Origin of the sequence: Bifidobacterium sp. ESL0690 (assembly GCF_029392315.1) — a bacterium.
GTDB lineage: Bacteria > Actinomycetota > Actinomycetes > Actinomycetales > Bifidobacteriaceae > Bifidobacterium.
The window spans coordinates 1,603,964-1,619,281 of record NZ_CP113939.1; the positions used below are offsets into that span (position 1 = coordinate 1,603,964).

Consider the following 15,318-nt stretch of genomic DNA (forward strand, 5'->3'; position numbering starts at 1 on the left):
AAAACCTGAGGCGAGTGAATATGAACGAGGCTGAAGACGCTGACGACATTCCGCAATGAAGCTCAGGAAGCTAAACCCTTAAGACTCCCGTTAGCCATGACCTCCGGCGCATTGCCCAGTCCTCCTCAATGAAGCTCAGGGAATTAGAACCCTGAGACGAGCCGACCGCCGGTGTCGATTCCACCGTTCATGTCTCCTCAATGAAGCTCAGGACAATAAAGCCCAGAAACATCTGATCAACGTATCCGATCTGATTCATTCGAATTGCTGAATGAAGCTCAGGACAGTAAAATCCATCCGTGAACACGTCGGCCTGCAGGTCAACCCTCAATGAAGCTCAAGATTGTAAAGCCCTAAGACCCTAAAACCGGAACCCTCAGCCTCAACAAACGTTATACTCAATGAAGTCCCTGAGACACCATGGAATCCGTCAAGGCCCACACGGTATGCTTCTCAATGAAACTCAGGATGTTGACACCCTGAGAAGCCTGACCCTGTGTACAGTGCTGCGTGTTAATCCGTCCTCAATGAAGTTCAGAGCATCGAAGCTTTAAAACGACTAGGGTTTATTTACTCGCGCTTCGTATTCTAACAATTATTGCGAGCGCTAAGAAAAAACACGACGTCTAAATTACAAGAGTAGAAAAACATCCTAATCCACGCCAAAAGCGGTGTGAACGACAAACCACACTGAGTGGAATGATTCACCGCTCACAAACGACAAACCAGAAACATTACCACTATGAAATTTTCAAGCATCAAAATAAATAAAACTGTTGTTAATCATCATTAAATAACTGTGGGCACTACCAAATCTCAGTATTTGTCACATTCAAGGAAAATCATTCCTAGACGTACTCAAGCTGCTGAGTCTAACAAACAAATTCAGAATCGAATTGGTCGTCTCCTTTTTTCATCAGTCACCTCCCAAGACGTCAAAAATCGTGCCTTTCTGTAACCATCGCTCTGGAGCGGAGACGTTGTTGGATTTGTATTGTGGAAACACCACGTATTGGGCGACACCTTGTTCCTTAAGCCACTGGCTACCTGCAAAAGAGTTGATCCTAGTTTCACCACTCGTGTCCTCAGAAGCACACACTTCGCAAATCGCAGCTTGCTCCAGCCACAGACTACGCACGACGGAACGGTACTTTTGCACAGTCCAGAACTGCTCATAAAGCGGAAGAACAGCATATTGTCCAGAACTTTTGATCCTGAAAAATCCGGTTGTGGCACCTCGATTCGCCTTGGTTGATTTGGCACCCCGCTTCAATGTGGTCGATTTGAATTGAGGAAACGCCGAAACTCCAAACAACGCACACCACGCCTGAGCATTATCGGTTTTGGTCGGCCGTCTTAATCCGGTGGGAGTACGGCTCAACTGACTGTCTTTCCCTGCCTCATCGACGACACTATTGCCCCTTAAGCCGCTCAACACCATCTCAACCTTTCGGTTGGCCACAGCCTGGGCAAGAGGCAACAGACGTCCGGAAATAAATTCTTGCCCTCGATTACGAGCCACCATCTCCCAACTCGATGCACCATAATCGGGAGTGTAGTTCTTATCAGTGAGATCGCCTGACCAATACGAAGGCTCTCCCAACGCACCTATATACTCATGATCCAGAGGTGTCTTCAATTGATCGATGGCTTCATGCCGATCATTCTCGAGCCTCTGCCAACATTGTCTTGTATTGGGCTTACCGAGTCGCGGACTCAATGTAGCTCTTCTGGCGGGAAGCTTCGTCGATGCCTTGAAATCATCTTCCTTTGATGATTCCCAATATTCCCCTGTCGCATTAAGCCAATAGGATTTGCTCCAACGCAACGCATGCTCATGGACGATATCGGCGCATTGTTGCCACGAGACATCATCACTGCTTTTCAGAACCGCGTGTTCACGATCTTTCCAGCGAATCAGGCAGATCCGTTGATGGTTTGGGTCGGCGTCCTCAAGAATCGAAGCAAGTCCTACCAAATAAAGGTGCTCGAAAGCATCATTACAATTACCGCTCAATACAAGTTCCATACTCCATCAACCTTCCTTCGAGACGGTGATATCCGAAGCACGCAAAATGGCTTCAAGATAGGAGACTCCCCAGAATCCGTATTTCCAATCAGTCTGATGGACAATGGTCTGCCATACGCCTGTGTCGAACAATTTCTGCGCGCTTTCGACTACAGAATCCAACTTCAAACTTGGATTGAGTCTAATATCCTTTTCTTTCACGCTCTCGGGAAACACGGTTCCCGCGGAAGCCACGAACGCAGATCTTCCATGTCCATGCGAAGTCCCGATAAGCCTAGTAACCAAACGCGTGTCATATTCGTTATCCGTCTGGTCAGAACTAGCCCAATATTCTGCTGCAGAACGCTGTTCATGACGCCACCCGGCTAAATTCAACTCGTTTCGTTTTTGCTGTTCCCATGTAACAGAACGGAAGTGACTTTTGGCAAGATACGTAGAGTCTTCATAGCTTTTAGCTTCTCCAAACCGATAATGTAGAAGCCTTTGGAAGCGCCAGTCCTTTTTCCCGTCATCATGATGCCGGCCGGCGTCAGCCACTTCATTACAAAGCGACTCATCAAAGCCAAGGAGCTTCATTAAATCCGAAGCACGCCTTTCGACGCATGGCTGGTGTCCATCCGACGTATTGAGATAAACCATGCGATCAGTCCCATCAATGCGAATCTCCTGCAACTCATGCTCGTCAAGGTTCGCAAGTGGTTCTATGGCCATCCAAATTTCATCATGCTGGTCATGGCTTTCCGCTTCTGTTCTTATCGCTGGATAGACAACGATTTTGGTTTTTGAATCACAGGAAGACCCAAATATCTTTCTCGCAAAAACATTCCCCAACTCATCAGCGATTTGCTGGATTGTCGGCATCACAGAATCGTCATTGTCAGATTCCGTATCTGCGCTATCAATAGCAGCCCGTTTTTTGTCCAGATTATCCAAGATACGGTAGGGTCCATCTCCATTGTCGGATAGCCGGCCCTTCAGCATCCATCCAGAGTCTTGACACTGGTTGTACACATCGCTTTCCGTTTGATTGGCCTTGCCTCCGGAACAATCCAGCACATGGATATTTTCATTAAAGAGCGGAACCGACGTGTTAACGACCAATGTGTCACCCGGCTGAACCAGCTTATCTAGCGACGTTTTACAATCCCATACCAAAGGCTTGCCCTCCGCCGAAGGACGGTAAATCAACAGAGGGCCAAAGTCTTTGTCCTTCTCCCCTCTTTCCCCAGATTTCGTATAGACAGCACCGATATCTTTAAGCTGACCATAACTTCGTATTGGGAATGACTCCTCAGCTACAGGGGGCGCCAAAGACACCAATTGTGCCGCGCCAGCCCCATCTTGCGGCAAATCGCGAACCACCACTCCGATGTCAGGGGCAGTCTCAGGAGATAAATCGTCGCGAAGCCATAGATTGATATCCGCTGGACTACGGGCATGCGACTCATGCTCAGCAGCCAACCGCTCATCTGTGCTTGATAGATTTTCAACGTCCCATATTTCCAAACGCTGCAACGCCATCCGATCTAAATCGGGTATGGGAGCCGGATACTCCACGTTATTCCACACCTTCAGGTCGATGTCCGAACCAGAATTCAAGCCAAGTGAACGCAACCAGGCCAGCGCTAAATCCAAATCCTCCGGGCGATACACCCCTTTCCTTTTCTTTTCGCCTTCGCGAACGACGACGATTATGGGACCTGTTTCGCGCAATCCTCGTCGATTCACACGTCCTGCACGCTGTACCAAAGAACTCCCCGGCGCCAATTCAGTCACTAACGCGCTGAAATCCGCATCGATACCGACCTCGAGAGTCTGCGTGCCAATGACGAACCGCAATGCGGAATCCTGCTCCGCATTACCGCAGAACGCCGAAAACACACCCTGATCTTGCAATTGGTTCTTGTCGTATGCCCTCATGGGACCAACGAAACAGCGAATCGCATCTTTCACCGAATGAGCATCGTATTGTCTGCTCTTTCGTAGTAGCTGTGCCAACACATCGGCAACCTTGCCGGCTGTATCCACCGTATTGACAATACAACCCACAACACCGCCATGAGCGTCAAACAATTCCACGCATCGCCGCGCAATGTGTTCTGCATATTCTTTATCAGAACACTCCACCTTGTCCAAATGAACAGGTTTGGAACAAGTCAATTTACGACGAAGATACGAATCCTTTTGAAAATCTTCAACGTCTACTTTCACCGACTCGACAGCGTGCTTGTCGACCGGGGTCGCTGTAGTTCGGACAACCTGCAGAGGAAACACACACTCCGCCACTTTGCTCTTCTGCAAAACCTCCAATCGCAACACATCGGTCGCGGTCTGCGCCAACTGTCTATTGAGATGAGCCTCATCGAGAATCAGAACGGTGTCATATGCGAACAAACCCGCTTCCACGGGTCGCGCGGCTTTCGAAATGCCGTATCCGCGGAATAGCAGACGACTGCCAAACATATCGGGTGTGGCGCAAAGAATCTGGCATTGGGTCGGATAATAACGCCATTCATTCTTGACGTTATCCGCGGCCTCACCGCCACGTAAACGAGTCACTCTGCAAGGGGAAGAGACTGCTGGTTGGCGATTGCCATGAATGTCACGGACCATGCCAGCACGGCGTATGAGGCCTTCGGCAACCTCTGAAAGAATGGGAGACTTAGCCCGCGCCTGCTCGTCTTCTAAAAGACTCGCCAGCCTCACCGCTTCCTCATACTGATCGTCGACCAGAGAACGCCGGTTCACCGTCATGACCAGCCTGCGCGGAATATGGGCAATATTCATGTCCACAAGCTGCCGTAACTCGGCATCAGCATCATCCTTGGCATGTTCCGTCTCGCATAATCCCGCAAGCGCATTGAGAAACACATGAATATCCATGACCATGGTTTTCCCCGCGCCGGTGGGAGCCGCGATCTCATTCGGCCATTGCGCATGCTCAAGAGCATAATGCATCAGCCGCCTTTGCCACTGATACGGTTGGCGACCATCATGAACAGCAGAGACAAATCGGTCAAATCGCTCATCAACATAAGTTTGGATATCAGAATTCATAGGCGCTTACCTCCACCCACAATATCGTCAGCCAACCGCTCCGGGTAATCGACGGGTATCAGTAATCCGCCACCCAGATGTCGGCTCTGCCCGATTGCCACGATTTCCCTTTCAGTCTTCAAATCCAAATGCAACGAGGCCATCGCGCCGAGCAATGGCGCTGATGAATCAGTCCTATGCGCGTAATCGCCCATTTGCGTTCTTGCGACGGTCCACGCTTTGGAAACCTGCACAGGAGAGTCAGCGGCCAGAACCGCGTTGACGAAACCCCAATATTCCTCTTCTTTCGAAGAAAAAGAATCTAGCTGGAAAGTGTCTCTCCATACATGGCCCACGGCCAAAGCTATATCTTCACGGGCTCTCCAACGTCGGGTTGGGTCCGCATTGGGAATGGGTCTGGTTTCCCGCAAACAGAAGGGTGAGGGCGACCACAAACGCCTGAAATGCGGACGAACCGGTTCCCAGAACTGGGATAGATCGATATCCGTCACGGCCTTACCCAAGCGTAATGTCTCAAAATGCTTGGAGTAGTACAGTCGGCGACCGCGCAGCGACTCGCATAACGAAACAATCGTACTGATATCACTTCCAGCAGCGTCCCGCGGCACCATGACCAGGAATCCAGGCAAGCCCATTTGCTGCGACACATCTGGGTCGATTGGCAAATCTCCATCGCACAATATCTGAATGGCGACGTTATTGGCCGGTCGTTCGATGCCTGGGTCATATTTTCCCGTCAGAACTGGGGTCACGCCGAATCCACCCAATCGCACCAGAAGACGATGCAATGCTACGCACCAAGCCACATACTGTGATTCACGTGGCCTCCACTGGTCTTTCTTCTCGTCCAAGACGTCAACCGGAATAAAAATCCCGATGGACCATGGAGCGCGAAGCTTGGACGAATCGTCTTCGGTATCAGAACGTAGATATCCAACATTGCGCACGTGCTGTGTCAGCGTATTGGAGACCACCGTCTTCTCATTTTCCGAAAAGGCGACTTTTCGTGCCTTCTGATGAGGATTTACCTTTGCGTACGCATCTTCCAACTCACGCAGATGTCCTTCTTCGGGAATCTGGAATTCCTCATTCAAGGACGCATGCCTCAACGACAGCGGTTGCTTATCGAGTATCAACGATCCGGATAGAGGATACTTCTCTTCCTTCATCTCACGGGCATGGAGCACAACAGGAGAACAAGCCTCCCCCAGATAAGGCACTTCCCAACACAATGCCGAAATCGTGTCACAGACCTGTTTGTCAGGGGCCGTTGACCATTGCCAAACCAAGTTACCATCGATATCGTCGTACGCCGTGGCAATACCCACCCTTGACTCCTTGAGGCTTTGGACATCATGGAGCCCATCGACTTTTTCGATTGTTTTGGCACTCTGCCCCTTATCCCAATATCCCTTGTCCCTGTATGCGATGACATCTCTGTTCCGACGACTGTTGCGACGCATTTTACCAGGCAGATGAATTGCGTCAGGTGGATTCTGTTCAAACCATTGAAAGACAGCGGCAATGTCTCTCTCGAAAAAATGTCGTTCGTTCTCCGATGAAGCAGCATGGAATCCGAATACGGTGTGCGCCACTGAAACCAGGGCTTTGTATAGACGTTCCGGCGATGGATACGCCTCGGGCTGACCGGCATCATCCGATCCCTGATAGGTATCCATCAGAAAATGCGCGGAAATGACAAATGGCATCTCAGCACCCACTAATCATTATCAGAGTCTTTATCCGAAGCACGGTTCGGAACCAACTCATTACCGTCCACATTCAGAATCTGCCCGTTCCAGTCAACTTTCGCTTTTTCGTGGGCCTGCTGGTAAGCCTGTTCCAACAGCTCATCAGCATGTTGAAGACTCAACATCTCCAGCTCTTCCTGCTCGCCAAAACGCTTATCCAAAATCGTCACAGGTTTTGCTGACTCACGAAGAATGCAGTTGGCGCGTAAATTCAATTCGGTGTTGCTACCAGCCATGGCGTCAAGCAGCATGGCCGCAAGTAGCGCGCGAATTGCCTCATCACCTTCCTTACCTGCGCCGAAACTCATCGAGCGCAAGGTACTAAAACTCAGCACATGAGTTCGAATGATGTTACTGACCGCGATACCGTCAAGAGAACTGCTTCTCCCGGCTGTTGGAGGAATTGCTCCAAGGCCGATTGTTGAGCCATTACCATCTTTTGTGAATTTTTTACTTGTTTTATCGGTCAAATCATCATGTATTTTATTCTCAATCTGTTGCGCCTCATCCTTATTGAACTTCATGCTTGCCGCCATCGGATCCACACGAGCACCAGCACGATACACAGGTTTCCCATCTTCTTGGTTGGCCAACACCCCGATAATCTCTCCATTGAACGATGAGGCAATGCGAAGCTGGTTTTTGTTACGCGTCGAATCCCAAGCACCCATAGCTACCGTGATGGGAGACAAATCGAAAATTGCACGCATATCCGCAAGAGTGGAGTTTCTGGCCTTGATGTACTCCGGCAACTGCGAAGTGGGAGTGCCATCAACCGAACCGATTCTGATGTGCGCGTCAAAAGCACGATGCGGTAGATCAACGTCCAGATAACGCTCCGGCTGGATTGTTCCGGTACCATCATCGCTTTGATAAGTGACCTGAATTCTCGGCATATTCGCAAATACCGGATGCCCGTCTTTAATGGCCTTGGAAATATAATCCTCAAGACGATTGTTTTGGGAAGTTCGGGAATCAATTAGCACCGTTTTCTTGGCTTGCCCGTCTATGAACCTGTCTTCGAACACATATGTCGATGAGGTTCCATCCAAATACTTTGCCGGCGCAACGATACCTTCAGTGCCAGCGGCAGGTTCCAGCATCGTCTTTTCGGATAATGTACTTGGCCCACCAATCTTGGCTGCGGCATTGAGATCATCCAGGCTGAGTTCACGCATCTATGCATTCCTCTCATTGTTGTTTAACATCATTGCTGGTTGTGAAACACGTTACTATTCTTGTCGTACATCAAAAGCTGGGAGTTGGGGTAATGGGCCAAGCCCCGGTTATAAACCAAATATTTAGGCCCATAACCCTCCTCTTCAGCTTCGCTCAATTGTTGAATCAGCATGCTAATCACCTCGTTGTTATCGCACATAGCTACATGTCATAATCTAGCAAGTATGTAGGAACAATTACACATCAGAATCAATAACCTGACTTCAAAAGATATACACAGACTTTTATCAATATTTTCCCTCAACATCACTTATTACATTAAACGTTTGATATATTACAGACGATTAATTGTGGACTTGTCCAAATATCGACTCAGACACTGCTGCTATTGGTGTTTGGGCACCAAAACTAGTAGAGTGTCATAGGGACATAAAACTGAGATTTTCGTCACACCACGAAGCAGGTCAAGAGGAGCAACGCCATGGCAACAGGCAATGGTCAAGTCAATGACGGTCAGAAGCCTGGAACGACAAAAACGAATACGAAAAACATGGACAAGAACGTCAAAACACCCGCAAATAAAGCAAACAAAACAAGCGAGAAAACCAAGGCATCCGCTCTCAAGGCAAGCAAGAGCCAGAAGCAGACGCAAAGTCGAACGCAAGCGGAAGTAACACAAGCCGTAGAATCAGCGCAAATGGAAGAAGCCGTAGAGGAGGAAGAAGCCCTCGAAACCCACGACAAAATCCAGCAACGCCACGTCATCATCGTCTGCAGCATCCTCGCTGCAATCCTGGCTGTCGTCATCGTCGTCGCGGGCTGCTATGCCTACTGGGATCACAAACATGGCGAGGAACACAACTACCAGCAGCTCCAGCAACTCCCCCAGAAACCGACAGGCATGACGAAGCAGGGCGGCCTCCCCGCGTTCAAAGCCAGCGATTACAACCCCAAGGCCCCCAGCGTCGATCTCTATGTCGACTTCTTCTGCCCGGGCTGCTCAACCGTCGAACGAGGCCTTTCCGATTCACTGCAGAAAATGCAGCAGGCCAAGCAGATCAACCTCTATATTCACCCCGTCAATTTCCTAGATTCCAAGACGAAGAACCACTATTCAACACGTTCGGCCAGCGCATTCGCCTACGTCTCCTCCCACGAGCCCGACAAGCTGCTCGCTTTTTCGACGGCACTTTTCAGCAAGGATTACCAGCCGAACAAAGGCAATAACCGCGAGGTCAGCGATCAGGAAATCGTCAAGCAGGCACTCAAGGCCGGAGTCAGCAAAGATGTCGCTGAAAGCTCGACGAAAGGCACCTACAACGACTACGTCAACAAGGCCACGAAATACACGCTGCGCCGTAAGGAGCTCTACGTCCACATGCAGGACGAGTTCCGTTTTTCCACCCCGACCATCTGCATCAACGGCGAGATGTGGCATTATCGCAAGCTTCACACACTCCAGGATATTCCCCCAACATTTATCCATTCGGTGGGTCTGCAACGCTCACAGGTTGGTGATCCGGAGGTTACGCCGTCCATAGGCCCGGATGGCAAGGCGCTGCCAATACAGCAGAAATATCTGTGATGAACTGGTTACGAAATTCTATTGTGCCATTTCTCAATCACGCAATGGCACAATAGAAAACCACAGGTTCCGCCACAACAATGAAGTTGCAGCGGAACCTTTTTATATCTCATTTCCCGATAAATAATTTCTTGTCAAATCTGTTAAACAGGACCATTCAAACAAGGCTCGCAAGCACGTAGAGCGCAGCGATATGGGCGGGATAGAAGATATAGAAGAAGTATTTGTCGCCACGTCCTTTCGCACCGTTGTAAAGCAGAATCGGGATGATGGCGAAGATCATCATCCATTGCGTCTGCCCGGTCAAGGCGTATAGCACCGCGACCACAGCAATCGCAACGCTCTGCCACACAAGGCTGTGACGCACGTTGCGCAAGGCGTACATTACCGGGATGAGCAGCACCATGACGGTGTTTTCGGCAAGCAGGATCGCGGGATCCAGAGCGGTCAGCGCACGCAACACCCAGAGCATCGCGCCGCTTTCCGCGCCGTTCGCGTGGCTCATGAACGGCAACAGCGCAAGTGAGAGGATGAACGGCAGCGCCAGGAGCAGCAAACCTTCCAAAGTCTTCTTGACGCGGAAGCCTCGAGTAACGCTGCTGGCATGACGATTCGCGTGCATGACATTCTGCCCAGTCGCGGAACCGTTCGTTGCGCCTGAAGCGACGGCGTTACGGTCGACGACACCATGCATTGAACCGGTACGCTCGTCGCCACCACGCACGTCCGCACCGAACCCAGCGGAAGCCTTGTTCCCGCGCTTCTTGAACGCGGCCTCGAAGCAATCGACGGCGGCCATGAAAATCGTGCCGATAAACAGGTCTCGGAAGATGTTGTTGACCAGCTGCGCACCGTCGTAGTTGATGGTCTGTTGCAGCACGTAATCCATAACGGCCATGAGCGCCATGCACACGTAAAGCCGCACCATGTAGGCCTTTTTGCTGTGCGTATGCGAGAAGCCGATAACGCTGACGAAGAAGAACAGCGTGGCTACGGGCCGTCCGAACCAGTCGAGCCAGCTCGGCGCACCTTGCGAGGCGAACATCTGGTGGACGTGGTCGACCACCATCAGCACCACGCCGATCATCTTGATGTCGAAAGTCGTCAGACCCAAGCGACCGGAACGAATCCTGCGCCAGAAGCCGGAAGGTACCCTTTTGCCTGATTGACGGACGTTGCTCGCAGCCGCCGTATGCGAAGTACCTGTCATCGCTGTAGTAGCGTTACCCTGTCCAGCCCCCGTAGCGTTGTCGAACTTTGCCTGTGAAACATAGCCCGACGTAGGCTTAGCAGTATTGCGATCCATCGCAGCAGTTTTGTTCGTCATTACCTCCTCATCATATATGCCATGCCCGGTAAGCACATGCTGCCCGGAACCAGCCGGAGCCGAAGACGGCACGGATACAGGCCTCAGCGGTAAGGTCGGCACGCTTGCCACAAGCGCGGCCAGACCGTTCATGTTCCTACTCATAACGTTAAAATTCTCTTTCATTCAGTATTTTTCTCGCGGCTATCAGCCGTAGATGTCAATGATTCTTATCTTGATATTTTTCAGTAATGTCTGTTTTGCTTTAGAAGCTGCGAGCGCCGCCACGACACCCGAAGTCCGCTGGCAATGCCCGCTGATAATCCCCTAACCAACATCCAAGAATACGGGTTTACGATGTCACCGCCATCGTTCCAAAGGATGAAATATCATTACTCTTTGTCTAATAATTATCGTCGTATGCAAAACAGATGCAATACATTAAAATGCGGACCTGACATTTACATCAGAAATTTCACTCCTACTTGTATAATTCAAACAGGTCAGAATTTATTTGTCGCAATGCACAACGAATAAAATCCGCAACGGAGCAACACGGGAAGCTGGGCCAAATGTCACGTAAACACGGTAAAGGACATTCCACAACCACGCGCACAACGCAGGCACGCGCCGTTTCAAAGCAGGCACGCGCCGTTTCAAAGCAGGCCGCACAAAGGCGCGAAGCCAAAGCCGCCGCCGAGGCGAAAGCCCTCGCAGTCGCGGCAAAGGAACGTCGTCAGCAGACACTGGTCGGCGCCCTGGTGATGCTGATTGTCGTAGCATTGGTGGCGGTGATCGGCGTGACCGGATGGAGTCGGCACAGCAAATCCGTACAAATCAAGAGCCAGACAACTTCCGCCGCCTACCGCGATTTGCAGGCTGTCGCCCAAAAGCCAAACAACGCTACGGATAAAGCCGGCCTCTACGCCTGCAAGAAAGCCAAGCTCAACGCCAAAGCGCCGACCGTGGAAATCTACCTCGACTTCATGTGTCCCTCCTGCGGCGAGCTCAATCGTAACTTGGATTCGACGCTGGAGAAAATGAACAAGGCGCGCCAGATCAACATCGAGGTGCATCCGATCACCTTCCTCGACGGCCAATCATCCGACCATTATTCGCTACGTACCGCCAGCGCCGCGGCCTATATCGCGGACAATGACCCCGACCATCTCATGGATTTCGTCTCGAAGCTTTTTGAAAAGGACTTCCAACCCAGCGAAACCGCCTACAAGCCGGTCAGCGACGACCAAATCATCTGCCAGGCTGTCAAGGCTGGGGTAGACAAGACCGTAGCAACCAAAGCCATGCAAGGCTCTTACACCGAATACATGAACAAAGCGACCACCTACACCACTCTTCACCGCCCCGAACTGTGTGACACCGCGCTCTACCCGAACGGCGGCTTCGGCACACCTTTGATTCGTGTCAACAATTGCATTTGGTCATTGAAAGACGTCAATTACGACGACGTTGCCGCAGACTTTGAGCACAGCGTTGGCATCAAGTCGCAGGATGTGGGCAATCGCAGGGTGCTGCCTTCCATCGGAGCGAGTGAGCAGCCGAAAAAGGTCTGAGAAGGCCCGATAAATATACGATCACCGACAAATCCGTGCACTGACCTGCATTTTCTGGCTTTTGCTCAGGCCACACTCCTCTTGTGCTCAGAATCGAACAGAGTTATTTCTGGTTTGATATTTCCGGCTAAACCTCTTGCTGTCTTCGGTCTTGTTATACGTTAACAACCCTCGTATATACCGAAATCGACTGTTTGCTTAATTTCTGCGACCGGGCGATTATCTGAACAAAGCGATAAAATTTGACATAGTGATGCAATTGACAATTCGGCAACGTCTGGAAGGACCCTTGAAGGGAAAGCGGGTGATCAGGAAATGAACAACGTCGGCAGGCATTCCCGGTCTCGCGCTCCCAAAAAACGAAAAGGCCCGTCACTGCTCACTTCCACACCTCCGGAAAGCACCTACGACGACATACCGCGCGCAGGTCACGGCAGCGGTGCTGTCAGCCGTACACAAATAATTATCGGCAGTATCGCGGCATTCATCGTGATGGTGCTGATTCTGGTCATCGGCATTTCCATTGGCATCAACCAAAGCAAGAAGTCATCGAAGCAAGCACTTCCCGAAACCCAGGCGCAGGCCTATGACGAGTTGCAGAGAGTCAGCGACAAACCCACCAATTCCACCGAAACAGGCGGGCTACCGGCTTACCGACAAAGCGAGCGCAATCCCGACGCCCCGACCGTGGAGATTTATGAGGATTTCCTCTGCCCTTACTGCGGCGACCTGACCCGCGCACTCACGCCGACACTCGAGAAGCTGCAGGCGGCGCGGCAGATCAATTTGGAATTCCACATCGTCAATTTGTACGACACTCCTTCCACCGACCGATACTCCACCAGGGCGGCGAACGCGGTGGCCTACGTTTCCGAGCATGACCCGAACCACGCAACGGCCTTTGTCGGAGCGTTGTTCGAGAAGGACTTCCAGCCCGACGCCATCCACTACAAAGACGTCACGAACGAGCAGATCGCCGAGCAGGCGGCCAAAGCCGGGGTGAGCCAAGATGTCGCTGAAACGGCCGTAAAAGCTCCATATTCTTCGTTCATCAGCAAGGCGACGGTCTACACCACGAAGCGCAAAGAGCTTTTCACCGCCTTGCATGGCACCAAGGGCTTCTTCCCTCCGACCATCCGCATCAACGGAAAGGTATCAGCACTCAACACCACTGACAACGACGGCAAAATCGTCCAGCGGTTCATTGCCAATCTCGGTCTGAAGCCGATGGATGTCGGCAACCCAGACGTGCTGCCGGCAGCCGGCGGAGAAACTCCGGACGAATAACCCGAAGAGTAACGAGCCGGGAATCGATGAGGCCGCTTCGGATGAGGACGAAGATCGAAAAAGCCGGTTTGAGCGCAACATGACGTGAAACGTCAGGCAAGCAGGAAACACCAAACCGACAATGGAGATATTTGCATTGCGGTAATATCTTATGATTTTTATAATTATTTTCTGATCCTACCGCTGCTTGTTTTCAACGTCTCACGATAAACGCATATACGTCATATTTTGTAAATATAACCATTTTAATGATAGTAATCTGCCTTATATACGCCTATATATCCACATAAATACAAGATTTCAAATAATTATAACGACGTATTAAATATATTTGCTTAAATCTTTTGACTTGACGTATGACATAATACAATATAAGCTTCAATTGTATTTCAAACTTGATGACGATATCGATTCGGTACTATGTCATATCCTCATCGTTGATATCAATGGGAGAGATTGAAGTGAATACCAACAACAGCGTCGAGGAACCAGAGCGCGCGGAAACCGAGCCGATTCAGGAAGCTGGGACTGCTGCGCCGGGCGAGAGAAAGCCTGAGGCGCATGCCGTCAAGAAGGAACGCAAACTACGTAACGTCATCCTCATCATTACCGCAATCATCGTGGTAGCGATTGTGGCCGTCACTGGGGTCAAGGTATGGAACAGCCACAAGGCTGCCGTCGCCGAAAGCTCTCCCGAAGCGCTATCGAAGTCGTACGAACAGCTGCAGCAGGTGGCGAGCAAACCCGCGAACGCGACCAAGCAGGGCGGGCTGCGCGCCTACAGCAAGGCGCAGTACAACCCGGACGCTCCAACGGTGGAAGTCTATGAGGACTTCCTGTGCCCTTACTGCGGCAAGCTCGCTCGCGAGCTCGAGCCGACGCTGATCCGCATGGAAAAAGCCCGGCAGATCAATCTCGAATTCCATGTGGTCAATTTCCTCGACACCCCTCAGACCAAGCAATATTCCACGCGCACGGCCAGCGCCGTGGCCTACGTTTCGGAGCACGACCCCGACCACACGGCCGCTTTCGTCTCGGCCTTGTTCGAACGCGACTTCCAACCGAACGAGAATCATTACAAGGACGTCAGCAACGACCAGATTGCGGCCCAGGCCATCAAGGCCGGCGTAAAGCCAGAAGTCGCCAAAGCGTCGATGAACGGCATGTATGCGGACTACATCACCAAAGCCACGAACTACGACTCGAAACGCAAGGAGCTTTACACCACCGTGCAAGGCACCCACAGCTTTTTCACTCCCACCATCCGGGTCGACGGACATATCTGGCCGGTGAACGTGTTCGCCGACCTTTCGCACAGCTCGGAGCAGTTCTGCCACAGCATCGGCATCGATCCAGTCAAGGTGGGCGACCCGAGCGTTTTGCCTGCCATCGGCACGGACGGGGTACTCAGCGTCATCAAGTGACAGGGTTTGATGCTCTCGCTCAGACTTGGGTACTTCCCTATCGCCACTCAACTACGCTAGTGAGCTGTGTGTTTCCTTACGCAAGAAATCCAAAGTCTAAAACATAATAAAGAAATAAGGCTATCA

9 protein-coding genes are annotated in these 15,318 nt (G+C 51.1%); 4 read left to right on the forward strand and 5 right to left on the reverse strand.

Translation table 11 applies throughout. From position 1 onward, the window contains the following. Window positions 1-916: 916 nt before the first annotated feature. Genes OZX62_RS06465 through cas7u form a run of 4 tightly spaced genes read right to left on the reverse strand, consistent with a single transcriptional unit; the run spans window position 917 to window position 8,015 of the window. Window positions 917-2,029 carry a hypothetical protein gene (locus OZX62_RS06465; protein WP_277175408.1) on the reverse strand — a complete coding sequence of 371 codons (1,113 nt, stop codon included), beginning with the start codon at window positions 2,027-2,029 and terminating at the stop codon, window positions 917-919. 6 nt (window positions 2,030-2,035) lie between these two features. Beyond that, on the reverse strand, window positions 2,036-5,086 hold the full coding sequence (gene cas3u, locus OZX62_RS06470) for a type I-U CRISPR-associated helicase/endonuclease Cas3 (protein ID WP_277175409.1): 3,051 nt from the start codon (window positions 5,084-5,086) through the stop codon (window positions 2,036-2,038). Further along, window positions 5,083-6,795 carry a type I-U CRISPR-associated protein Csb2 gene (csb2, locus tag OZX62_RS06475; RefSeq protein ID WP_277175410.1) on the reverse strand — a complete coding sequence of 571 codons (1,713 nt, stop codon included), beginning with the start codon at window positions 6,793-6,795 and terminating at the stop codon, window positions 5,083-5,085. The genes cas3u and csb2 overlap by 4 nt, the downstream gene beginning before the upstream one ends. Before the next feature lie 11 nt (window positions 6,796-6,806). Next, a complete protein-coding gene (cas7u, locus tag OZX62_RS06480) occupies window positions 6,807-8,015 on the reverse strand; it encodes a type I-U CRISPR-associated RAMP protein Csb1/Cas7u (RefSeq protein WP_277175411.1) in 1,209 nt (402 codons plus the stop codon). Window positions 8,016-8,497: 482 nt separating this feature from the next. Here cas7u and OZX62_RS06485 point away from each other — a divergent pair, with 482 nt between their 5' ends. After that, complete coding sequence (locus OZX62_RS06485; protein WP_277175412.1) at window positions 8,498-9,601, forward strand: thioredoxin domain-containing protein; 1,104 nt, start codon at window positions 8,498-8,500, stop codon at window positions 9,599-9,601. 157 nt (window positions 9,602-9,758) lie between these two features. Here the strand turns inward: OZX62_RS06485 and OZX62_RS06490 are convergent, their stop codons facing one another. After that, window positions 9,759-11,072 (reverse strand): TraX family protein, encoded by a 1,314-nt coding sequence (locus OZX62_RS06490; RefSeq protein WP_277175413.1) that lies wholly within the window; start codon window positions 11,070-11,072, stop codon window positions 9,759-9,761. Between the two features lie 407 nt (window positions 11,073-11,479). Here OZX62_RS06490 and OZX62_RS06495 point away from each other — a divergent pair, with 407 nt between their 5' ends. From OZX62_RS06495 to OZX62_RS06505, 3 genes are all read left to right on the forward strand, one after another. Continuing rightward, complete coding sequence (locus OZX62_RS06495; protein ID WP_277175414.1) at window positions 11,480-12,481, forward strand: thioredoxin domain-containing protein; 1,002 nt, start codon at window positions 11,480-11,482, stop codon at window positions 12,479-12,481. Window positions 12,482-12,796: 315 nt separating this feature from the next. Beyond that, on the forward strand, window positions 12,797-13,768 hold the full coding sequence (locus tag OZX62_RS06500; protein WP_277175415.1) for a thioredoxin domain-containing protein: 972 nt from the start codon (window positions 12,797-12,799) through the stop codon (window positions 13,766-13,768). Between the two features lie 461 nt (window positions 13,769-14,229). Further along, window positions 14,230-15,192 carry a thioredoxin domain-containing protein gene (locus OZX62_RS06505; RefSeq protein ID WP_277175416.1) on the forward strand — a complete coding sequence of 321 codons (963 nt, stop codon included), beginning with the start codon at window positions 14,230-14,232 and terminating at the stop codon, window positions 15,190-15,192. The last annotated feature ends 126 nt before the right edge of the window (window positions 15,193-15,318 follow it).